General features: G+C 66.3%; 19 protein-coding genes, 1 tRNA gene and 1 pseudogene. 15 read left to right on the top strand and 6 right to left on the bottom strand.

The features are described 5' to 3' along the window. The 4 genes from NNX35_RS11140 to NNX35_RS11125 all read left to right on the top strand — a co-directional run bounded on the left by NNX35_RS11140 (position 1) and on the right by NNX35_RS11125 (position 4,047). Complete coding sequence (locus tag NNX35_RS11140) at positions 1–1,110, top strand: prephenate dehydrogenase (RefSeq protein WP_255867790.1); 1,110 nt, start codon at positions 1–3, stop codon at positions 1,108–1,110. Further along, positions 1,107–1,808, top strand: coding sequence for a (d)CMP kinase (gene cmk / locus NNX35_RS11135; RefSeq protein ID WP_255765778.1), 702 nt, complete (start codon positions 1,107–1,109; stop codon positions 1,806–1,808). Before NNX35_RS11140 ends, cmk begins: the two co-directional genes overlap by 4 nt. Positions 1,809–1,978: 170 nt before the next feature. Then, a complete protein-coding gene (gene der / locus NNX35_RS11130) occupies positions 1,979–3,541 on the top strand; it encodes a ribosome biogenesis GTPase Der (protein WP_255867789.1) in 1,563 nt (520 codons plus the stop codon). Between the two features lie 432 nt (positions 3,542–3,973). Then, positions 3,974–4,047 (top strand) — tRNA-Pro (locus NNX35_RS11125). Between the two features lie 88 nt (positions 4,048–4,135). On the opposite strand, the gene NNX35_RS11120 is transcribed toward NNX35_RS11125, so the two are convergent. Then, entirely contained in the window at positions 4,136–4,777 is a 642-nt protein-coding gene (locus NNX35_RS11120; RefSeq protein ID WP_255867788.1) for a hypothetical protein, read from the bottom strand. A gap of 89 nt (positions 4,778–4,866) precedes the next feature. Beyond that, a complete protein-coding gene (locus NNX35_RS11115) occupies positions 4,867–5,451 on the bottom strand; it encodes a small multidrug efflux protein (RefSeq protein ID WP_255765781.1) in 585 nt (194 codons plus the stop codon). A gap of 276 nt (positions 5,452–5,727) precedes the next feature. Between NNX35_RS11115 and NNX35_RS11110 the strand changes: the two genes are divergently transcribed. After that, positions 5,728–8,457, top strand: coding sequence for an AAA family ATPase (locus NNX35_RS11110; protein WP_255863284.1), 2,730 nt, complete (start codon positions 5,728–5,730; stop codon positions 8,455–8,457). Between the two features lie 32 nt (positions 8,458–8,489). Here the strand turns inward: NNX35_RS11110 and NNX35_RS11105 are convergent, their stop codons facing one another. Together NNX35_RS11105 and NNX35_RS11100 are read right to left on the bottom strand one after the other, a co-directional pair. Then, positions 8,490–9,005, bottom strand: a complete 516-nt coding sequence (locus tag NNX35_RS11105; RefSeq protein WP_255867787.1) for an alpha/beta hydrolase — start codon at positions 9,003–9,005, stop codon at positions 8,490–8,492. A 288-nt stretch (positions 9,006–9,293) separates the two neighbouring features. After that, positions 9,294–9,926, bottom strand: coding sequence for an Ltp family lipoprotein (locus NNX35_RS11100; protein WP_255765784.1), 633 nt, complete (start codon positions 9,924–9,926; stop codon positions 9,294–9,296). Positions 9,927–10,324: 398 nt separating this feature from the next. On the opposite strand from NNX35_RS11100, the gene NNX35_RS11095 reads away from it, so the two are divergent. Then, entirely contained in the window at positions 10,325–11,098 is a 774-nt protein-coding gene (locus tag NNX35_RS11095) for an SDR family NAD(P)-dependent oxidoreductase (RefSeq protein WP_255867786.1), read from the top strand. A 206-nt stretch (positions 11,099–11,304) separates the two neighbouring features. Continuing rightward, complete coding sequence (locus tag NNX35_RS11090; protein ID WP_255867785.1) at positions 11,305–12,261, top strand: PQQ-dependent sugar dehydrogenase; 957 nt, start codon at positions 11,305–11,307, stop codon at positions 12,259–12,261. Here NNX35_RS11090 and NNX35_RS11085 read toward each other — a convergent pair. After that, on the bottom strand, positions 12,258–12,764 hold the full coding sequence (locus NNX35_RS11085) for a GNAT family N-acetyltransferase (RefSeq protein ID WP_255867784.1): 507 nt from the start codon (positions 12,762–12,764) through the stop codon (positions 12,258–12,260). The genes NNX35_RS11090 and NNX35_RS11085 overlap by 4 nt on opposite strands. 576 nt (positions 12,765–13,340) lie before the next feature. On the opposite strand from NNX35_RS11085, the gene NNX35_RS11080 reads away from it, so the two are divergent. The 7 genes and pseudogenes from NNX35_RS11080 (at position 13,341) to NNX35_RS11050 (ending at position 17,813) form a co-directional block, all read left to right on the top strand. Next, positions 13,341–13,745, top strand: a complete 405-nt coding sequence (locus tag NNX35_RS11080; RefSeq protein WP_255867782.1) for a hypothetical protein — start codon at positions 13,341–13,343, stop codon at positions 13,743–13,745. A gap of 1 nt (position 13,746) precedes the next feature. Beyond that, on the top strand, positions 13,747–13,875 hold the full coding sequence (locus tag NNX35_RS11075; protein ID WP_255867781.1) for an LPXTG cell wall anchor domain-containing protein: 129 nt from the start codon (positions 13,747–13,749) through the stop codon (positions 13,873–13,875). A gap of 317 nt (positions 13,876–14,192) precedes the next feature. Next, positions 14,193–15,005, top strand: a pseudogene (locus tag NNX35_RS11070) (rRNA adenine dimethyltransferase family protein). Between the two features lie 275 nt (positions 15,006–15,280). Further along, positions 15,281–15,751, top strand: a complete 471-nt coding sequence (locus tag NNX35_RS11065; protein WP_255765791.1) for an FHA domain-containing protein — start codon at positions 15,281–15,283, stop codon at positions 15,749–15,751. Positions 15,752–15,788: 37 nt separating this feature from the next. Next, the gene (locus NNX35_RS11060; protein WP_255765792.1) at positions 15,789–16,538 is read left to right on the top strand and encodes a MerR family transcriptional regulator; all 750 of its coding nucleotides are present in this window, start codon (positions 15,789–15,791) and stop codon (positions 16,536–16,538) included. A 1-nt stretch (position 16,539) separates the two neighbouring features. Further along, a complete protein-coding gene (locus tag NNX35_RS11055) occupies positions 16,540–17,034 on the top strand; it encodes a bifunctional nuclease family protein (protein WP_255765793.1) in 495 nt (164 codons plus the stop codon). A 191-nt stretch (positions 17,035–17,225) separates the two neighbouring features. Further along, entirely contained in the window at positions 17,226–17,813 is a 588-nt protein-coding gene (locus tag NNX35_RS11050; RefSeq protein ID WP_308219735.1) for a MerR family transcriptional regulator, read from the top strand. 148 nt (positions 17,814–17,961) lie between these two features. On the opposite strand, the gene NNX35_RS11045 is transcribed toward NNX35_RS11050, so the two are convergent. Further along, on the bottom strand, positions 17,962–18,804 hold the full coding sequence (locus tag NNX35_RS11045; protein ID WP_255765794.1) for a ParA family protein: 843 nt from the start codon (positions 18,802–18,804) through the stop codon (positions 17,962–17,964). Positions 18,805–19,068: 264 nt separating this feature from the next. Here NNX35_RS11045 and NNX35_RS11040 point away from each other — a divergent pair, with 264 nt between their 5' ends. Further along, positions 19,069–22,467, top strand: coding sequence for a pyruvate carboxylase (locus NNX35_RS11040; protein WP_255867780.1), 3,399 nt, complete (start codon positions 19,069–19,071; stop codon positions 22,465–22,467). Positions 22,468–22,515 lie beyond the last annotated feature (48 nt).

Below are 22,515 nucleotides of genomic sequence, written 5' to 3'. Positions count from 1 at the left end.
ATGGCCGCTGCCGCTGACGGGGGCACCCACCTGTCCGGATCCGTGCTGATTATCGGCACGGGACTGCTGGGCACCAGTATCGGCCTCGGGCTTTCTGCCCGGGGTGTCGACGTGGTGCTCTCGGACCTGTCTCCCTCGACAGAGGCCGTGGCCCGCGACATCGGCGCCGGACGGTTGCTTAGCACCGCCGGTGAAGGCTTCGAGCCGGCACTTGTCGTCGTTGCCGCTCCTCCGGACGTCACCGCGGCCCTGGCCGCGGCAGCACTGAAGGACTGGCCGGCCGCCGTCGTCGTCGATATTGCCAGCGTCAAGTCCGCCGTCCTGGCGGACCTGCGGGAGCGCGACGCCGACCTCAGCCGTTACGTGGGCACGCACCCGATGGCAGGCCGGGAGAAGTCCGGGCCGGTGGCCGCGCGGGCGGAACTGTTCAACGGCATGCCCTGGGTGATCTGCCCTCCGGAGGAAGCGGCTCCGGACGCCGTCCGCCGTGCCGAGGCCCTTGCCTTCGACTTGGGCGCCGTGGTCTCCCGGATGTCCGCCGAAGACCACGACGCGTCCGTGGCGCTGACCTCGCACCTGCCGCAGGTCATGGCTTCCCTGGTGGCCAGCCGGCTGCAGGAAACTCCGCCGCAGTCCCTCGCCCTGTCCGGCAACGGCCTGCGGGACGTGACCAGGATTGCCGCAAGCGATCCGAACCTCTGGGTGCAGATCCTCAGCGGAAACGCCGGGCGGCTGGTGCCGATCCTGCACGGGGTCCGCGAGGACCTGAACCGGCTGATCCGCACGCTCGAAGACCCGGTGGCGGACGGTGCGCGCCTGGACATGGCGCAGCTGATTGCCGAAGGCAACGCCGGGCAGGCTCGGATTCCGGGCAAGCACGGCGGACCGGCGCAGACCTTTGTGTCCTTCACCGTCCTGGTGGATGACACACCGGGCCAGATTGCCCGGCTGCTCACCGAAATCGGTGAGATCGGCGTGAACCTGGAGGACCTCCGGCTGGAGCACGCCTCCGGCCGGCAGGTGGGAAGGGCGGAAATCTCCGTCCTGCCCGGCCGGGTGAATGACCTTGTTTCTGAATTAAGCGCCCGCGGGTGGAAGGTAGTGCAGTGAGTTCTAATGTGGATCCGGCCCAGTTCCGGCAGGGCAAGCCGCTGGTTGTGGCCATCGACGGACCGTCGGGTTCGGGCAAGTCCAGCATCAGCCGTGAAGTGGCCCGCCGCCTGCACGCCGCCTACCTCGACACCGGTGCCATGTACCGCGCGGTCACGCTCTCCTGCATGGAGGCCGGCATCGACCTGACTGATTCGGTGGCCGTCGAGGCCGCCGCGGAAAACGCCGATATTGCCCTCAGCCTGTCCCCGGACGAGGAATGGGTGCGGGTCAGCGGCCGGGACGTCACCGACGCGATCCGCGAGCCCGCCGTCTCGTCCTCGGTGAGCGCCGTCGCCACCACCCTGGGCGCCCGGGCGGAACTCGTCCGGCGCCAGCAGCAGCTGATTCGGGACTCCGGCCTGCGGATCGTGGCCGAGGGCCGGGACATCACCACAGTGGTCGCTCCGCATGCCGAGGTGCGGATCCTGCTCACCGCCAGCGAAGAAGCCCGGCTCCGCCGCCGCGGCATCCAGCTGGGCGGCACGCAGACAGCAGCCGCCCTGAAGGAACAGGTACTGGTCCGCGACGCGAAGGACTCCACCGTGGTGGAATTCCAGCAGGCCGCCGACGGCGTCGTCACCATCGATTCATCCGACCTGGACTTCGAAGAGACGGTCTCGGCCGTACTCGAAGTGGTTTTCACCAGTACCCACTAGCTCCCTGCCGGGGGACCCGGCACCAACTACGGGCACCCGCCCGTGTTTCAATGGGAGGAGGACATCCGGCGGCAACGCCGCAAGGTATCCTCCCTCACACTTACCGGGCTGAACGTCCGGCGACGGCCTGTACGCAGTGCTGCAGACCTCAACGGAAAGAAAGCAATTCAATGAACGGAAAACCTCTCAACGACGACACCGCCGGTGACGGGATCTCCACGGACGAGTACGTCCCGTCAGGAGAAGACCAGATCGACGAGCGCCTCGCGGCAATGGATGACGACGAGGCCGATATCCGCGCCCGTTCCCTCCGCGCCGGTCTCGACGACTATGAACTTGATGAAGAAGACGCCGCGCTGCTCGCCGGCGGCTTCGCAGAATACGACGAAGACGCACCCCTGCGGCAGGATCCGGTGGTCGCCATTGTTGGCCGCCCGAACGTGGGCAAATCGACCCTGGTGAACCGTATCCTCGGCCGCCGTGAGGCCGTCGTCGAAGACACCCCCGGTGTGACCCGTGACCGGGTTACCTACCCCGCGACCTGGAACGGCGTGAACTTCACCCTGGTGGATACCGGCGGCTGGGAGCACGACGCCCGCGGCATCCACGCCCGGGTAGCCGACCAGGCCGAAATCGCCGTTGACCACGCCGACGCCGTCATGCTGGTGGTCGACGCGACCGTCGGCATCACCGCCACCGACGAGGCCGTGGTGCGGATGCTGCGCGGCAAGGGCAAGCCCGTCGTCGTCGTCGCCAACAAGGTGGACGACATCCAGAACGAAGCCGATGCCTCCTCCCTCTGGGGCCTGGGCTTCGGCGAGCCGTACCCGGTCTCCGCCCTGCACGGCCGCGGCACCGGTGACATGCTCGACGCCGTCCTGGACGTGCTGCCCGAGTACTCCGCGTACGGCGGACTGGACCGCTCCGGCGGACCGCGACGCATCGCCCTGATCGGCCGCCCGAACGTGGGCAAGTCCTCGCTGCTGAACAAGCTCGCCGGTTCCGAACGCGTGGTCGTTGATGACACCGCCGGCACCACCCGCGACCCGGTGGACGAAATGATCGAGCTCGGCGGCCGCACCTGGCGCTTCGTCGACACCGCCGGCATCCGCCGCCGCCAGCACATGGCACAGGGCGCCGACTTCTACGCCTCCCTGCGTACCCAGGCTGCCCTGGAAAAGGCCGAGGTCGCCGTCGTGCTGCTGGCCGTAGACGAGGTCCTCAGCGAGCAGGACGTCCGCATCCTGCAGCTGGCCATCGAATCCGGCCGCGCACTGGTCCTCGCCTTCAACAAGTGGGACCTGCTCGACGACGAGCGCCGCCGTTACCTCAAGATCGAGATCGAGCGGGACCTGGCCCACGTTGAATGGGCTCCCCACGTCAACATCTCGGCCAAGACCGGCTGGCACAAGGACCGTCTTGTTCCGGCACTGGATACTGCCCTGGAAAACTGGGACAAGCGCATCCCCACCGGAAAGCTCAACGCCTTCCTGGGCGAGCTTGTGGCAGCCCACCCGCACCCCGTGCGCGGCGGCAAGCAGCCACGCATCCTCTTCGGTACGCAGGCTTCCTCGCGTCCGCCGAAGTTCGTGCTGTTCACCACCGGCTTCCTGGATCCCGGCTACCGCCGCTTCATCACCCGCCGGCTGCGTGAGACGTTCGGTTTCGAGGGCACGCCCATCGAGGTCAGCATGCGCGTCCGCGAGAAGCGCGGCAAGACCAGCAAGCGCTAAGTCTCTTGGTGTAAAGCCCCGGTCCTGTTCCCTTATGGGGGAGCGGGGTCGGGGCTTTCCGCAGTTTTGGGGCGCAGGCTGCGGTGCTGTCGGGTAGGCGGGCCGAGGGTGTTGGCTGTGACAGCGGGACTTCGGGACTGTGACAGCGGCCCGCAGGACCGGCGGCTCATCACTGTACAGATAACGGGGCTATCCGGCTGCGAGAAGCCCGTTATCTGTACAACCAGGGCAACGGGGAAGCGGATAAGCCCGTTATCTGTACAAGCACCGCGGCCGGGAAGCGGATAAGCCGAAGCGGGGGAGCTGGTGCGCGCTCTGTTTTTGGCCGTACGCCGGTGCCCGCAACGCCCGCGAGCCTCGATGCGACGTAATCGCCGGTTGTGGTGTAAGGTATTTGAGGTGGTTCAGCCGGGAGACATTCCGGAAGAACTGCGGGTTGTGGCGCAGCTTGGTAGCGCACTTGACTGGGGGTCAAGGGGTCGCAGGTTCAAATCCTGTCAACCCGACGGTAAGCCTGATGAAACGCGAGTTTCGTCAGGCTTTTGTCGTTTAAGCGGGTGCGGGCTGAGCCTGCCGCAGAGCCCGGCCGATGCTCTAGTCACCACCCTCAAGGAAGCCGCCGTCGAGGACCCAGTTGTAGCGCAGCCTCAGTGCGCGCTCGGTGCTGGCTGCCAGCGTTGCCAGCAGCAGCACCAAGTTCGCCGATGCCGGAAGCTGGAACGGACTGGAGAACGTGCCGATGTTCTCCGCGACGGGCGGGAGCTGCATGATCTGCTCAATGATCTGCGGAACGCCGAGCACGAGCGCGACCACGAGTACGCTGGCCGATACGATGCCAACGGCACGGCTCAGCGCCGGATTGGTCCGTTCCAGTCGGGCGCGCAGTCCTTCGGCCGAGGCAGGATCAGGTAGAAGCTGTCGCTCGGACCCGTCGGGCGTCACATAGTGGCAGCGTCTGAGCCCGTAGATGCTGACCTCGACCTCGATGGCGCCACCCGGCACTGCGAACACCGCGGGAAGTTTCGATCGGGCCTGGTTGACCCCGTTGCGGTAGAGCTGCGCGCGCACTTCGCCGTCCGAATCACCCCCGGGCCGGACCTCTACGGACCAGATCTCCGGTGAACCGTCCTCGCCGGCGAGCTGCAGATGAAAGAGGGAACGCGAGAACAGCTGCCACCATCGATAGCGCGGAAGCGTATGGCCGTCCCCGGGGTCCGGCGTCTCTTTGCGTGTCACTTGTTCCTCCCGGAATCGCTTCTTCGGAGCTGCCCTGCCAGCGCGGCTACGTTCCGCCGATGGATCTTAGATCCGGCCTTTCACGTGACTCAGACCCCGACGACGAAGGTGAGGGCGGCCCAGAACAAGACGGTGGCCACTGTCGTCCATATGACGATTGCCACACCTTGCCAGAGCAGCACCCAGCCACGGGGGGTTCCGCTCGCGATGAGGATCGCGGAGGTGAACTGGGTCGGGATTGCAAGGGGACCGAGGATGCTCGCGCCGGGGACGCCGAAGCGGACGAGCCACTTCATGAAGCGCTGGCGCCCCTTGGATACGGGCTTGGCCGGCGCCGTCTCCTCGAACGCAGCGGACCCCTGGTAACCCAGGGAGGCCGGGACGCGCTCGGCGCTCCGGGCAGCCGAGACACGGTCCCTGTTGTGGTTGGTGACCGCAGTGCGGGCCCGGGAGGTGAAGAGCACCACGAGAACCACGCTCAGGAAATTGCCGACTGCGGCGGCGATACCGGCAACGATAGGGTGGAGGCCGCCGAGGATGCCGATCACGGAGGCCCCTTCGGTCTCGATGAACGGGACGGCCCCGGCGAGCATCACGATGAAGGGCCGGATGATCTCGGGCACTTGGGCCGCCAGATCCTGGAAGTTGATGATCAGTTCCTGAATGAGGTTCATGGTTCGGCGCTTCTTTCTTATGTCTTATGCGGGTCGTGGATTCGTGCGATTCTCGAAACGGTCCGGCACAAACCGTGTTCCCAGGTCTGGGCCGGGCCGTACTGCTTCGCCTGCACCGGAGTCTTCAGATTCGCAGCGGCAGCGGGGTCTTCGCATCGGTGGAAACCCCTGCCTTTCCGCCGGTTTCCGCCTAGCTGCTTGGGTCGGAGCGACTTCGATTGCGTAGGTGAAAATTGCCTACTAAGGTGCCGTCATGCTCTGAAGGGAGCGACACTGATGGACTTCCTGGGCCGCTCCGCGGACCGCGCAACGGTCGACAACCTCCTCTCGCAGGCACGTGCCGGGCTGAGCGGGGCAGTCATCGTCCGAGGGGAAGCGGGAATCGGAAAGACGGCGTTGCTCGAGTACGCCCGCGGCAGGGCTGATGCCTCGGGGTTCCGAGTAGTGTCCTCGGTCGGGGTGGAGTGCGAGACGCAGTTCGCTTTTGCCGGCCTGCATCAGTTGTGCGCGCCCCTGCTGGACCGCATGGGTGCCCTGCCCGAGCCGCAGCAGACCGCTCTGGGCGTGGCGTTCGGGCAGCGAAACGGTGCAGTACCGGATTGGTTTCTGATAGGGCTGGCCACTCTCAACCTGCTGGCCGAGGCCGCTGAGGAAGGGCCCCTTCTGTGCCTCGTTGACGATGCGCAGTGGCTGGACGAGGCGTCGGCTCAGGTCCTCACATTTGTGGCACGACGGGTCGCCGCGGAGCCGATGGCGCTGGTGTTCGCACTGCGGGAGCCCACCGACCGCGATGTGCGCGGGTTCGACGGCATACCCGGCTTACGCTTGGGCGGGCTCGACGAGGCCGACGCGCGGGAGCTGCTGGCAGCAGCCGACTACGTACCCCTGGACGACGGGATGCGCGAGCATGTCGTCGCGGAGGCGCACGGGAACCCTCTCGCGCTGCTGGAGCTGGCCCGAAGCGCGCCGGCGGCATGGGTGGCCGGCGGGTTCGAGCCGGTGCCGGGCATCACGGACCGCATCGAGGACACCTTTCGGCGCCGCGCGGACAGCCTGCCGGCACCTACTCGACTATTGCTGCTGGTTGCCGCGGCCGATTCTACCGGCGAGGTGGCGCTGCTCTGGCGTGCGGCCGCGCACCTGGGGATCGCCGGCGAGTCTGCCGCGCCCGCAGAGGCCGCCGGACTCCTGGAGATTGATACACGGGTGAGGTTTCGCCATCCGCTGGTGCGTTCAGCTGTGCTTCGGTCCGCCGCCCCGCTGGAGCGCCGCCGTGCACACGACGCGCTGGCCGCTGCCATCGATCCAGACGTCGACCCCGACCGCCGCGCCTGGCACCGGGCCCAGGCCGTGCTGGGCACCGACGAGGACGCCGCCGCTGGGCTGGTGCGGTCAGCAGACCGGGCGCGCGCCCGCGGCGGGCTGGCCGCTGCGGCGGCGTTCATGGAGCATGCGGCCAGACTGACCCCTGACCCTGCCACACGCGCGAGCCGGGCGCTGGAGGCCGCGCAGGATAAGCACGAGGCTGGTGCGGACGCCTCCGAGTTGCTGACGGTCGCTTCGGCCGGGCCGCTCGATACCCTGCAGCAGGCTCGCCTCGAACTGCTGCGCGCACGGATCGCGTTCCACCTCGCGCGCGACGCCGAAGGGCAAAGGATGCTGCTGGAAGCCGCTAAGAGCCTGGCCCCGCTGGACCCGGTGCTGTCCCGTGAGACGTATCTGCGCGCGCTCGAAGCGGCGATCGTCACCGGTGACTTCCGCCGCGGCCGCGGCATACCGGAAGTGACCGAGGCTGCCCTGACGGCGCCCGTAGCGACGGGGTCTCTGCGGCCTGCGGATCTGCTGCTCGACGGGCTTGTGACGACCTTCACTCAGGGGTATTCGGCCGGTGTGCCGGAGCTGCGGCGGGCGCTGGCGGCCTTCGGAGGCCAGGAGCAGGATGTTGATGCGCTGAGCGTCGCCGACACCTGCCGCTGGGGGTGGCTCGCCAGCCGAACCGCAATGTCGGTGTTCGACGACGAGATGCTCCACGCCGTGTCCATCCGTCATGTCCGTCTGACCCGTGAGTCCGGCGCGCTTGCCGCACTCCCGGACGCACTTCTGGGCCAATCCGTCATACAAGTGCTCTCGGGTGAGTTCGACCGCGCAGCCGAGCACGCAGCGATCGCAGCCGCGACCGAGGCTGTGCCCTTGCTGCACGCGCAGCTCCTCCTGTCTGCCTGGCGCGGCCGTCCAGACGAGACCGCCGGGATGCGCGCGAGCATTGTCCGCAAGGCTGCCGAACAGGCGCACAGCACCGAGGATGCCCTGACACAGTACGCCATGGCGGTGCTGCATAACGGTCTGGGCGACTACTCCGCAGCTCATGCCGCGGCGGCACGGGCCTTCGACACCGAAGCGGTGAGGTTCAACAACCTGGCCCACTCTGAACTCGTCGAAGCGGCGTGCCGTTCCGGCCGGCCGGAGAGTGCGGCCGATGCGCTGGAGCAACTCACTTCACGCGCCCTCGCCAGCGGTACGCCGTGGGGGCTCGGTCTGGCGGCGCGTTCACGGGCTTTGACCTCTACGGGGACAGCCGCTGAGGAACACTTCCGCGAGGCGATCGAACAACTCAACCGCTGCCGGATAACCACCCATCTCGCCCGAACGCACCTCGTCTACGGCGAGTGGCTCCGCCGCGAGGGCCGCCGCCAGGACGCCCGCGAACAGCTCCGCACCGCGCACGAACTGTTACTGGACATGGGCGCCGAGGCGTTCGCCGCCCGCGCCGCCCGCGAACTTCGCGCCACCGGCGAGCACCCCCGCAAGCGAAGCGCCCAGCCGGCCGACTCCCTCACCGCCCACGAGATGCACATCGCCCGGCTGGTGGCCACCGGTGCAACCTCCCGCGAAGTCGCCACGGAACTCTTTCTCAGCCCACGGACGATTGATGCCCACCTCCGCAATATTTTCCGCAAAATGGGCGTCACCTCGCGCCGTCAGCTCCGCGAGCTGTCCCTTTCCTGACGCCCGCGGGCGTGACGGTCGAGGCCCCGCCACTAGAGCGTGCCGACGTCGTCGGCAACCGCCCCCATCCGCCCCTCGAACTGGTGCCCGCCGGACGTATGACGGCGGACTTGCGCCTGCGGCAACCGGGCCGTGTGCCGGTCCAGATGGCCGATGGGCACCACATCGTCGTCGACGCAATGGTGGAGCCAGACCGGGAAACCGGTCGGCAGCTTGGCGTCCGCAGGCAGCGTGTACTCCGCCTGCCAGCCCTCCGACCCCCAGAAAGGCATTGCCAGGAGGGCGAGTCCCAGCGGCGCCGTGCCCTGAAATCCATCGGCGAGGTGAAGCAGGGCCATCGACGCCCCGAAGGAATGCCCGACGATGACCAGGTCAGGGGCGAGGGCGTTCCGGTGCCGTTCGATCTCGCTCCGCCAGCCCGCGGCTGACATGTCCTCGTCGGGGAAGCGGGGCGCCGTAACGGGCAGGCCGAGGCGGGTGTGCAGTTCTTCTGCGAGGGGTAGGTCGTCCTGGTAGCCGCCGGCTCCATGGACGAAGAGCATCTCCATGCGTTCTCCCGGGATTTCATTGCCGTGCCGGGTTTGGGTTGAGAACGTCACCTGTTCCTGCAAGCCAGCTTGGTCTTCCGCCCGCTGGTCAGTCAAGGCTGCACGGTCACGCGGCGTCGAACCCGAGTTGGAGCTCGCACTGATCGCACAACAATGGTGGGTTGAAGCCCGCCCCGGTTCAAATCATGCGGATACGCTCTGGACATGTGGTCATGAGCCACGAAAAGGGCCATCCCGCAGCTACAGCATGCGGGATGGCCCTCGAGGATTTTGCTGGCGAGGCCTGAACTACTGGTTCAGGTTTTGAATCGCGTAATCCGCCTCAGCCGGAGTGAACTTTTCTCCGTATTCGGAAACCAGCTGGTCGTAGACGGCATCCGGAGACATGGCCATCGTCTCCTGATAAGTTTTCGCCTTCTCCAGCGCGTTCTTGTTCCAGTCCGTCTTCACGTTATCGACGGCATATTGTGCGGCCTCGGGTGAAAATTTCCCACCATATTCGGAAGTCAGCTGGTCATAGAGTCCGACTTTGGACATGTGCATTGTGTTCGCGTAGGTGTCGGCCTGACGAAGTGCCGACTTGAATTCAACGGGAACAGAATTTTCAGCAGGGGCAGGAGCAGCGGGACTGGGGGCAGCCGGTTCCTTTGCAGGTTCCGGCTCCTTTACAGGTTCCGGGGCCGTAGTCGAGGGTGCCGCCTCTGAGGACGTCTCAGATGTTTGGGTCTCGTCGGTTGAGGATGCAGTACTGCTGTCATCAGACCCACCCGTAAGAGAGGACACGCAGCCGCCAAAAAAGAGGATTAGGACAATGGCGACAACCCACGGCCACTTTTTGCGTTTTTTCTTAGTAGGTACAGAGGCGGGGCCGGGTGTGGGATATTCTCCCTGGGGAGAATGATCTTTGGGGAAATCGGACATGGGTGTCTCCTAAATAAACAATTAGACACTGAGTATATCCGTCAAATGCTTAAGCATGTGTTATGGATGTGGGTGTGTTCTTGCCTAGAGCCGACGGGACCATCTCAGCGCCGCATTCCTCGGTGCTAAAAGCAGAGCTCGACGGCGGAGCGCAGGCAAACTAACGATGCGGCCGGAAGGTGGGTCCCACACTGTGGCAGTACCGGTCGCGGCACAAATCCGGCGGAGAGTAGGTGTAGGGATCCATGGCCTATTATCAGCAAACGCAACGAATCCCGCTTCTTCCGTGCATCGGTTGACTGAATGCTATTCCGCGTGATTGCAGGGCCCTGTTAGCCTCGTCCGTCCGGGCGTCCCGGCGTCCGCCATCCAGATTGCATCGGAGAAGGAGCGGGTCCATGGCTGCGGTGATCCCATCCCGGAAGGTCATTATCCATGGCGCCGGCGGTGCGATCGGCGGTGCCGTAGCGGAGGAATTTGCCCGCCGCGGGGCGGAGCTGTTCCTCGCCGGGCACCGCCTGGACTCCGTTAATACGACGGCGGACCGCATCCGCGCCATGGGCGGCGGGCCGGTGCATACGGCAGAAGTCGATGCCTCCGATCCGGCGGCCGTGGACGCGCACGCCGGCGCCGTCGTCGACGCCGCAGGACGGATCGACGCCGTGCTCAACGCGGCCGGCCTCCCCGCGGTGCAAGGCGTCCCGCTGCTCGATATGTCCGTGGACGACGTCGTCTCGCCGGCAGCAGGCTGGCTGCGCACACAGTTCATCACCTCGCGGGCCGCTGCCGTACACATGGTTGGACGCGGAAGCGGAACGGTCCTGCTGCTGTCCGCCTCGCCGGCGAGGGTCTCCATTGCCGGAGTGGGCGGCTTCGCAGCGGCTTGTGCCGCCGTCGAAGCACTCACGCGGACCCTTGCCGCTGAGCTGGGCCCTTCGGGAGTAAGGGTTGTCTGCCTTCGCCTGCAGCGCATCCTGGAAACCATCGGAAGCACACCGGACCTGCCGATGGCACTGGACGAGTTCACCCGCTTCCTGGAATCCCTCACCACCACCGGAACCCTCCCGACCCTCAAGGAGGTGGCCGAAGCAGCGGTCTTTCTGGTCGAGGGCGGCGCCGGGAGTATGAACGGGGCCGTCCTGAACCTCACGAGCGGGATGAGCGTCGATTGATACCCGGATCATCGGTGCGACAGGGAACCGTGAGGCTTGCGGCTGCGGGCCCCGGGAGTGCCGGTGCGGGTTCCCGTCGGAGCAAGGCACGACGCCGGTTCGCCGCCCTCGCGGCTGTCACGGTCGCGGTGGCCGCTGTGGCCGGGTGTACTGAAGACGGCCGGCCGGGACCGGAGTCGCCGATTTCCGTTTCGCCCGGACTGGAAGTGGAAAGACCGGAAACGGAAGTCCTCGCCACCGGTCTCGACGCCCCGTGGTCCATCGCGTTCCACGAGGGCATCCCGCTGGTCAGTGAGCGGGACTCTGCACGAATCCTGGAGCTCGACGCGGCCGGTAACGCCCGCGAGGCCGGCACCATCGAGGGCGCCGTAGGCAGGGGAGAGGGAGGGCTTCTCGGCATCGCCGTCCAGGACGGGTACCTGTATACCTATTTCACCGGGGACGCCGGGAACCGGATCGAACGCCGCAGCATCACCGGTGACCCCGGGTCATTGGCGCTGGGCGAAGCGGAAACCATCCTCGACTCAATCCCCGCCGGCCCGGTCCACAACGGTGGCCGCCTTGCGTTCGGCCCGGACGGCATGCTGTACGCCACCACTGGCGACGCCGGCAGCCGGGACAGCGCGCAGGACCGGGATTCGCTCTCGGGCAAGATCCTGCGGATGAACCCGGACGGCAGCAACCCGGAGGACAACCCCTTCCCGGGAACGCTCGTGTACAGCTATGGACACCGCAACCCGCAGGGCATCGCCTGGGACAGCGACGGCGTCCTCTATGCGAGCGAGTTCGGACAGAACACCTGGGATGAACTGAACGTCATCGAGCCCGGCGGGAACTACGGCTGGCCCGAGGTCGAAGGCATAGCAGGAGAGGAAGGCTTCATTGACCCGGTCCAGCAGTGGACGCCCGGGGAAGCCAGTCCGAGCGGCATCGCCGTGGCGGGTGGCACTCTGTATATTGCCAACCTGCGCGGCGAACGGCTGCGGGAGGTCCCGCTCGATGATCTGAGTACCTCCATCGAGCAGCTTGCCGGCGAATACGGCCGGCTGCGCGACGTCGTCAACGCTCCGGACGGCAGTCTGTGGATCCTGACGAACAACACCGACGGCCGCGGCCGTCCGGGGCAGGACGACGACCGGATTCTCCGCCTGGAAACGGATTAGGCGAGTCGTCTCCGCATCAGCCACCGGGTTTTCCCGCCGGATTTCGACGCCGTCTCCGCCACGCGTTCGAAGCCGGCTGCCTCGAACAGCGCAGTAGTGCCGACGTACGCGAGCGAGGAACCGATCCTGCCGCCGGCGGCGTCGATCGGGTAGGCCTCCAGCGCCGGAGCGCCGGCAGAACGGGCATAGTCGACAGCGCCGTGGAGCAGGTGCCGGGCCAGTCCCTGCCGGCGGAACTGCGGACGGATGACCAGGCAGACCACGCTCCACACCGGAACATCGTCGACGGCGGGGATGGTCCGTGAGGACCGCAGCCGGTGGTGGCTGGCGCGCGGGCTCACCGAACACCAGCCCGCGGCCTCGCCGTCCACGTAGGCGACGACGCCGGGCGGGGTGCCCTCCTCCGCATACCGGCGCAGCCTGCCCTGCTGGTCAGCGCCGGCGAGAGCACGGAACTCCGACGTCGGGAGACGGTAGCTGAGGCACCAGCAGGCCCTGGGCATCGGGGCTCTTCGGCGCAAGGACCGCCGCGACGTCGTCGAACCGGTCGGCGGAGGCGGGATGGACCTCGATCATTTTCGCAGGCTCCTGGGTTTAGGGGCCCGGCTACACATTCGGCCCCAATCCCTCGTACCGTAGCCTGCGCCTCCGGGCAGCGGAAGCGGACCCGGGGTAGCCGGGCAGCAGTGGCGAACCCTGCCCGTGAGCGCTGTCCGAACCGCCTGATCAGCCGAATAGTCCAGTGGATGACCGGTGAAATTAACCGTGGGTGGATTTCCCCCTGGCGTGTGGCAACGGGTACTACTGAGGGCTCTGGGGCTGGGGTGAAACAATGTGCCTTTATTACGCTTGTGGACAACATAGCGTGGTGTAAGCGTCATCCGCATGCATACAAAACGCCTCCCACATGCCCTTGCCACTACATCGATCTGCAGCCTTGCGGCAGCTTTCGCCCTTGTCGGTTCCCTGGCCGCCGCCCCGACGGCTGCAGCACAGGGTCCGGCGGCCTCCGTTCGGGTCAACGCCGCCGCGCCAATGGAATCAGGTGTACTGCTGGCCGTTTCCGACCCTACGCCCACGTGCCGGATGACGCCGACGCCGACGCCGACCCCAACCGGGACGCCGACTCCGACCGGGACGCCGACGCCCACGGTCACTCCGACTGGTACCCCAACACCGACGGGAACTCCAACCCCGACGGTCACTCCGACGGGTACCCCGACGTCGACCCCGACGGTTACCCCAACACCGACGGGAACCCCGTCGCCGAGCGACTCTCCGTCCCCGAGCGATACCCCGTCCCCGAGCGATACCCCGTCCCCGAGCGATACCCCGTTGCCGAGCGACTCTCCCTCCCCGAGCGACACTCCGACGGGCACCCCTTCAGCTTCATCGGGCACAACGGGAATGGGTGCCGAGGTAGCCATGGTCCAGGTCGTGTCCATCACTCCGCCGTGCATGGGTTCCGCAGGAGCGTCCCGTGATGTGAGCCCCGATCTGGCAGGCACCGGAGCCTCCGGCACATCGCTCGCCCTGCTCGGAGCCGGAGGCCTTCTTGTTGCGGGTGCTGCCGGCGTGTACTTCACGCGTCGCCGCGAAGTCCAGGAATCGTAGGCATAGCCACCCCCAAGAGCCCGGTAGGCGAACGGCAGCCGGACCCCATCCCGGGTCCGGCTGCTGTTTATCCATGCGCCGAACATGCTGCTCCCTCTGGAACCGTCGAGCCGGTCGCCGTATCCTCCTTCCTATGACTTCCACGTGTAGGACTTCCTCCCGCGCATTCGACTGCGCGTTCTTCGTGCGCGACCGCCGCCGCTGACGGCGGGCGGCGCCTCCACTCGTGGTACCGCGCGCCGTCGTTCCGGATGCCAGGCACCCGGAAGGCGTCATCTGCCTGAAGGGTGCTCCAAGTCGCGGCGATTGGAGCGCTCGTGGGAGCGAGAAGCCAGTATGGCGGCCGGGAAGAGCTCGGCCAGAATTTCCTGATCCACCAACCCACCATCCGTTTGGTCCTTGGCCTGGTCCGTTCCTCGGGCGGCGGGAGCATCCTCGAACTCGGTGCCGGCGACGGCGCCCTGACCCGTCCGCTTGCAGCCCTCGGCCGCGACCTGCTGGCCATTGACTTGGATTCAGGCTGAGTAGGACGACTGCAACGGCGTCTGCCCACAGTCCGGGTACTGCAGGCAGATGCCCTGGCCGTGCCCTTCGACCGCCCGGTGATTGTGGGCAATATTCCTTTTCACCTGACTACCCCGATCCTGCGCCGCCTGCTGGCAACGGGTACCTGGACCCATGCGGTGCTGCTGACCCAGTGGGAGGTTGCCCGCAAGCGGGCCGGAGTGGGTGGGGGAACCCTGCTGACGGCCCAGGCCTCTCCCTGGTTCGGCTTCGATCTTCGCGGCCGGGTGCCCGCAGCCGGGTTCCGCCCCCGGCCCGCCGTCGACGGCGGCATCCTTAGTGTCCGGCGGCGCCCGGTCCCGCTGCTGGACCCGCAGGACCGGACACCCTACGAGCGGTTTGTGCGCGCCATCTACAACGGACCCGGAGCTGGGCTGGGGGAGATCCTGGGCCGGTATCTTGGGTCGGCACGGACCGCACGGACCGCATTGGCCGCTGCGGGAGTTCCGCTGCAGGCACTGCCCAGGGATGCAGCAGCCGTGCAGTGGCCGCTTTTGTGGCAGGCAGTCGTGGACCAGCCCAGCGTCCGGGCAGGCAACCGTCCCCGCCAGCGGGCCGGCAGCTGAGCCAGGCCAGCCGGGGCGCATGCATCGCGGCCGGCCAGTGAGCTTCGGATTCGGCAAGGGCGGTAATCGGCGGTCCTGTTACGGCGCGTTGACGCCCTCCCGCACCTGATTACTACCTCCTGCGCGGAGAAGCCGTAAGCAGTACTTGTTAATCAGTGCCACAGCGGGCCTGTAACGGGTAGGCTGATACAGCAGGTAAGGCAGAAACAGTCATCGGAACCGGGTCAGCCAGATATTTTGGCTGATCAGTTTTCTTTTTGGGGAGGAAATTGCACATGGCGGGCGAGCAGTACAGCGCCGAACGAGCGGGCAACCGACAGGCGCCCGGCACGGAAGACACCACATCCATCAGTCTTCCCCCGATGTCCGATTCCACATCGGTTGAGCCCAAGCTGACCCCGGACGAGCGAGCCGCCGTCGCGGCCCTCCCTGCGCGCTCAGCCCTGCTGATTGCCCACAGCGGTCCGAACGCCGGTGCACGCTTCCTGCTGGACCAGGACGTCACTACTGCCGGCCGGCACCCCAACGCAGACGTTTTCCTCGATGACGTCACTGTTTCGCGCAAGCATGTTGAGTTCCGCCGTACCCCCGAGGGGTTCCGCGTGGTGGATTCCATGAGCCTGAACGGCACGTACGTCAACCATGACCGGGTCGACAGTGTGCTGCTGCGTACCGGGAGCGAAGTGCAGATCGGTAAGTTCCGACTCACTTTTTACGCTGCCCGCCCCGCAACTGCCGGAAACTAGGCTCAGGCCCCGGCGTAGGGCAGATAAGGTAGTAGACATGTCAGCATCACAGTCCGTCAGGCGCACCACCGGACCGGAACGGCTGCGTGGCAGGGTGCTGAATATCGGCGAGGTCCTGGGCGAGCTCAGCACGGACTTCCCTGCCATCAGCGCATCCAAGATCCGTTTCCTTGAGGAAAAAGGCCTGGTGACGCCGCAGCGCACGGCCGCCGGTTACCGCAAGTACAGTACGGCCGACGTCGAGCGTCTTCGGTTTGTGCTGGCATTGCAGCGCGACCAGTACCTGCCGCTGAAGGTCATCAAGGATTATCTGGACGCGATTGACCGGGGAGAGCGGCCCGAGTCGCTTCCCGGCGGTATGTCCCTTGCCCCGCGCGTCGTTTCGGACCAGCTGGCCGGAGAGCTTGCTGCCCGCGCCCATGCCCGCACCTTGACCTTCCAGGAGCTGGTTAAGGAATCCGGCGCGAGCACGGAATTGGTGCACAGCCTGGTCAGCTACGGACTGATCACCAGCGGCGATGAAAACTATGACGAGCATGCCCTAAAGGTGGCCAAGGCCTGTGTCCAGCTCGAGGCGCACGGCATCGAACCGCGGCACCTGCGTCCCTTCCGGGCGGCAGCGGACCGCGAGCTCGGACTGGTTGAACGCGTGGTTGCCCCGGTCGCCTCCCGCCGGGACGTCGCCTCGAAGGCGCGCGCCGCTGAGACCGCCCGCGAGATCAGCGACCTGTGCCTGAGCCTGCACAGCGCTTTGGTGCATGGGCAAATAGCGCGGATGGAGGGCTGAGATGCAGGAAGTTGAAGTTGTCGGCGTGCGGATTGAACTCCCGTCCAATCAGCCGCTGGTCCTGCTTAAGGAAGTCAACGGTGAACGGCACCTTCCTATCTGGATCGGCGCCCCGGAAGCCAGCGCCATCGCCTTTGTGCAGCAGGGGATCGTTCCGCCGCGGCCCATGACACATGACCTGCTGGTGAACCTGATCCACGCGCTGAAACGCGAAGTGACACTCGTCCGGCTGATCTCCGTGGAAGACACCGTGTTCCACGCGGAGATCCTTTTCGAGGACGGAACAGCCGTGAATTCGCGGGCATCCGACGCGATTGCCGTTGCCCTGCGGATCCCGTGCCCTATTTACTGCGCGGACGAAGTCCTGAATGAGGCCGGCGTCCGGATTGCCGACGCGGACCCCGAAGACGATGAAGAGCAGGACAACGCGGAGCAGGAGATGCGCCAGTTCCGCGAATTCCTGGCCGACGTCGAGCCTGAAGACTTCGAACGCTGACCGGTTTTCCGCCTCTGCCTCCGACACGCCTGCGGAAAAGTTCCCGGCATCTTTGACCTTGGTGCCAGTCGGTTCTAACGTCGAAGAATAGAGTTCCCATTGCACCGGGGGAGTTCTCGGGGCACACTGAAGAAGCCCTGACAGCTCCGGCCTGTGCCGACCCCCAGGGGAACCGTTACTAGGAGGCACACGTGAGTCCGAAAGGCGATGCCGGCGAACACGCCGCAGCACCGGGGAGCATCCCTTCCCAGAGCGCCCAGGGCTTGCTGTTCACCGAGGACCTGCCTCTTCTCGATGAAGACGCAGGCTACCGTGGCCCCACCGCCTGCAAGGCTGCAGGGATAACTTACCGCCAGTTGGATTACTGGGCGCGCACCGGCCTCGTGGAACCTGCGGTACGAGGTGCATCCGGTTCCGGCACGCAGCGCCTCTACGGTTTCCGCGACATCCTGGTCCTGAAAGTCGTCAAGCGGCTGCTGGACACCGGTGTATCACTCCAGCAGATCCGAACTGCCGTGGAGCACCTGCGGGAACGTGGAGTCGAGGACCTGGCACAGATCACCTTGATGAGCGACGGCGCCAGCGTGTACGAGTGCACTTCCGCCGACGAGGTCATCGACCTGGTCCAGGGCGGCCAGGGCGTCTTCGGCATAGCCGTGGGCCGGGTCTGGCGCGAAGTCGAGGGCAGCCTCGCACAGTTGCCCAGTGAGCACGTCAATGAGCAGGACTTTCCCGGAGACGAACTGAGCCAGCGCCGCATCGCCCGCAAAATCAGTTAGGGCGCACAGCTCAGTTAGGGCGCATAGCTCAGTTAGGGCGCACAGCCCAGTTAGGGCAACGCACAGGTTCTACAGACCATTAACGTTGAAGGGCATCCCCGCGGGGATGCCCTTCAACGTTTGTCCAGTTGCTTGTAGCCTGCCGGGGCTAGGCCACCGGGCGGCGCATCACGCGGTTGCGCACGCTGCCGGAATCCATCAGGTTCTTCATCAAGGCGTCGAAGGTTCCGGCGGCCTGTTTGGCTGATTCGCCCGGCCAGTGATGCACCGAATGGGCGGCACCCTGGATCTGCTGCCAGTTCGCCTGTTCCGCAATGGTGGGCGTGAGGAGCAGGTCACCGAACATCTGCTTCATTTCGGCAAGCCGGAAAACGTGCTCGTTGGAGCTGGGCCGCACCCGGTTGGCGATGATTCCGGCGGGGGCCAGATTGGGAGCGAATTCCTCCCGGAACAGTTCGAGCGCACGCATGGTCCGCTCGGTGCCGGCCACCGAAAACAGCCCAGGTTCCGCAACGAGCAGTACCCGGTTGCTGGCGGTCCAGGCCATGCGGGTGAGGCCGTTCAGCGACGGCGGGCAGTCGATGAGGACCAAGCCGTATCCGGATACCCGGGACAGCAGGGTGGTCAGGCGTCGAAGATCGCGCTTGCCCAGGTCCGGACGGTCGTAAATACCCGAGTAGGCCGAGCCCATGGCAACATCCAGGACGGGCTTCCGGCCTTCTGAATTCTTCGCAAGGCGGCGGGCGTTCGCTACCCAGCCGCTGGGGATCACATGATCCGAAAGCTGTGCCCGACGGGCTGTCCGGAGCATCTCGCCGATTCCGAGCTGGTTGCCTGCGCTGACGCCCAAACCGGTGGTGGCATCGGCGTGCGGGTCCAGGTCCACGACGAGCGTAGGAATGCCGGCGGCCAGCGCTGCGGATGCCAGGCCGAGGGTGACGGAGGTCTTGCCGACGCCGCCCTTCAGGCTGCTGATGCTCACTACTTGCACTTGATGAACCAAAACCTAACGTGTCTAGGGATCACTGGACGCTGCTGACTCATTCTATGTGACGCATACCCGTTACCTTGGCAGCGGGCTTTTACAGGGGTGGCGCTTAGACTGGTGCCACTGTGATGTCGAACACGGCAGCTCCGGAGTCCGCCTGTCGGCGGGACCCCGGTCCGGCTTGAGGTTTTCCTCTCGCGCCGTGGGTAAAATCCGTTATTGGCGGTATCTGTCCGGGTGCCCCACCGCAATTGATCCAGGAGACCCATGTTCTCGAAGATTTTGGTAGCGAACCGGGGCGAGATCGCCATTCGCGCCTTCCGCGCCGCCTATGAGCTCGGCGCCAAGACCGTGGCCGTGTTTCCCCAGGAGGACCGGAATTCCATCCACCGCCAGAAGGCCGACGAGGCCTACCTGATCGGGGAAGAGGGACATCCGGTCCGGGCGTATCTGGACGTTGACGAGATTATCCGGGTAGCCAAGGAATCCGGCTGTGACGCCATCTACCCCGGTTACGGGTTCCTTTCCGAAAACGCGCATCTGGCACGCGCCGCCGCCGACGCGGGCATCACCTTTGTGGGCCCCGCGGCGGACATCCTGGAACTGGCCGGACACAAGGTCCATGCCCTGAACGCGGCTCGCAAGGCAGGCATCCCGGTTCTGCGCTCCACCGAGCCGAGCGACGACGTCGAGAAGCTGCTCAGCGAGGCAGAGGACATCGGCTTCCCCATCTTCGTCAAGGCCGTGGCCGGCGGCGGCGGCCGCGGGATGCGCCGGGTGGACACCGCGGACAAGCTGCCCGAAGCCCTGCAGGCGGCCATGCGGGAGGCTGAGACAGCCTTCGGCGACGCGACCGTGTTCCTGGAGCAGGCAGTCCTGCGTCCCCGGCACATCGAAGTGCAGATCCTGGCCGATGCGGACGGCAACATCGTGCACCTGTTCGAACGGGACTGCTCCCTGCAGCGCCGCCACCAGAAGGTGGTGGAGATAGCGCCGGCGCCCAATCTGGATGAGAACATCCGCCAGGCCCTGTACCGGGACGCGGTGAAGTTCGCCAAGGCCCTGAACTACGTCAACGCGGGAACCGTGGAGTTCCTCGTGGACACTGTCGGTGAACGCGCCGGCCAGCACGTCTTTATCGAAATGAACCCCCGGGTCCAGGTGGAACACACCGTTACCGAGGAAATCACCGACGTCGACATCGTCCAGTCCCAGCTGCGGATCGCGGCAGGTGAGACGCTGGCCGATCTGGGCCTGCAGCAGGATGAACTGCAGGTCCGCGGCGCCGCCCTCCAGTGCCGCATTACCACCGAGGACCCGGCGAACGGGTTCCGGCCCGACGTCGGCCGGATCACCGCGTACCGTTCCGCCGGCGGCGCCGGGGTGAGGCTGGACGGCGGCACCGTCTATGCGGGCGCTGAAATCAGCCCGCACTTCGATTCGATGCTGGTCAAGCTGACCTGCCGGGGACGGACCTACCCCATAGCGGTCAACCGGGCCCGGAGGGCGCTGGCCGAGTTCAGGATCCGCGGCGTTGCCACCAACATTTCCTTCCTGCAGGCGGTCCTGGATGATCCGGACTTCGTTGCCGGGGACGTAGCCACGTCGTTTATCGAGGAACGCCCCGAACTGCTTAATGCCCGCGGCTCGGCGGATCGGGGTACGAAGCTGCTCAATTGGCTCGCCGATGTCACCGTGAATAAGCCCTACGGCGATCCCGTTGCGCATATCGACCCGGCGGAGAAGCTGCCCGCCGATCTGCCGGACGCCGGGCCGGGCTCCCGGCAGCGGTTGCTGGAACTCGGCCCCGAGGGTTTCGCCGCGGACCTGCGGCAGCGGACCGAACTGGCCGTCACCGACACCACTTTCCGCGACGCCCACCAGTCCCTGCTGGCCACCCGTGTGCGGACCAGGGACCTGACCGCGGCGGCGCCGGCCGTAGCAGCCCTGACTCCGGAACTGCTGTCCGTGGAGGCCTGGGGCGGTGCCACGTACGACGTCGCCCTGCGCTTCCTGGGCGAGGACCCGTGGGAGCGGCTCGCCGCCCTGAGGCACCAGCTGCCCAACATCTGCATCCAGATGCTGCTTCGTGGACGGAACACGGTGGGCTACACGCCATACCCGACCGAAGTCACCGAAGCCTTCGTGGAGGAAGCCGCGGCTACCGGCGTCGACATTTTCCGCATCTTCGACGCGCTGAATGATGTGTCCCAGATGGAGCCTGCCATCCAGGCCGTCCGCAAGACCGGCACGGCCGTCGCCGAAGTAGCCCTCTGCTACACCGGCGACATGCTGAACCCTCATGAGGACCTCTACACGCTGGACTACTACCTGGACCTGGCGCAGAAAATCGTGGACGCCGGCGCGCACATCCTGGCTATCAAGGACATGGCGGGCCTGCTGCGGCCGGCTGCAGCGGCCAAGCTGGTCGCTGCGCTGCGGGAACGTTTCGACCTGCCTGTCCACCTGCACACGCATGACACCGCCGGAGGCCAGCTGGCAACCCTGCTGGCCGCGGCCGAGGTGGGGGTGGACGCCGTGGACGTTGCCAGCGCGCCGCTGGCGGGCACCACCAGCCAGCCGTCCATGTCCTCGTTGGTCGCCGCGCTGACCAATACCGAACGGGATACCGGCATCAGCCTGGACGCCGTAGGCGCACTGGAACCGTATTGGGAGGCCGTGCGGCGTGTGTACGCGCCGTTCGAATCCGGGTTGGCGGGTCCCACCGGCCGCGTGTACCGCCACGAAATTCCGGGCGGCCAGCTTTCCAACCTGCGCCAGCAGGCGATTGCCCTGGGGCTGGGGGAGCGGTTCGAAGCCATTGAGGACATGTACACCGCCGCCGACCGGATCCTGGGCCGCCTGGTGAAGGTCACGCCGTCGTCGAAGGTGGTGGGGGACCTGGCCCTCCAGCTGGTCGGCTCCAACGTCTCCCCGGAGGACTTCGAGGAGAACCCGCAGAACTACGACATTCCGGATTCCGTGATCGGCTTCCTCAGCGGTGAACTCGGCGATCCGCCCGGAGGCTGGCCGGAGCCCTTCCGGACCAAGGCGCTGCAGGGCCGCAAGGTCAAGGCCCGCGACGTCGAACTGACCGAGGTGGACAAGGCCGGGCTGCACGCCGATTCGGCCACCCGGCAGGAAACCCTGAACCGGCTGCTCTTTGCCGGCCCGGCCAAGGAATTCGCGACCGTCCGTGAAACCTACGGCGACGTTTCCGTACTGGAGACCCGGGACTACCTGTACGGGCTGCGGCGCGGGGAAGAGCACGTCATCGAACTGGAAAAGGGCGTGCGGCTGATCGCTGCGCTGGACGCGGTGTCCGAGCCGGATGAAAAGGGCATGCGCACGGTCATGACCACCCTGAACGGGCAGATGCGGCCGGTCTCGGTCCGGGACCGCAGCATCGAAAGCACCACGAAATCGGCGGAACGGGCAGATCCGGCGGAAGCCGGCCAGGTTGCGGCACCGTTTGCCGGTGCGGTCACGGTCACGGTTAAGGAGGGTGCAGAGGTCGCCGCAGGAGAGACCGTCGCCACCATCGAGGCAATGAAGATGGAGGCTTCCATCACGGCACCGGTTGCCGGAACCGTGGAACGGGTCGCCATCTCCCGGGTGGAGCAGGTCCAGGGCGGGGATCTGCTGCTGGTCATCGCCCCGAAATAAGCACCGGCTTCCGGTGCGAAATGAACGTTGGACCGTGACTGCATAGAC

Source organism: Arthrobacter sp. zg-Y844, from assembly GCF_024385465.1.
Classification (GTDB): Bacteria; Actinomycetota; Actinomycetes; order Actinomycetales; family Micrococcaceae; genus Arthrobacter_B.
Note: the sequence above shows the minus strand (reverse complement) of the source record. Positions and strands in the feature narration are given on the sequence as shown.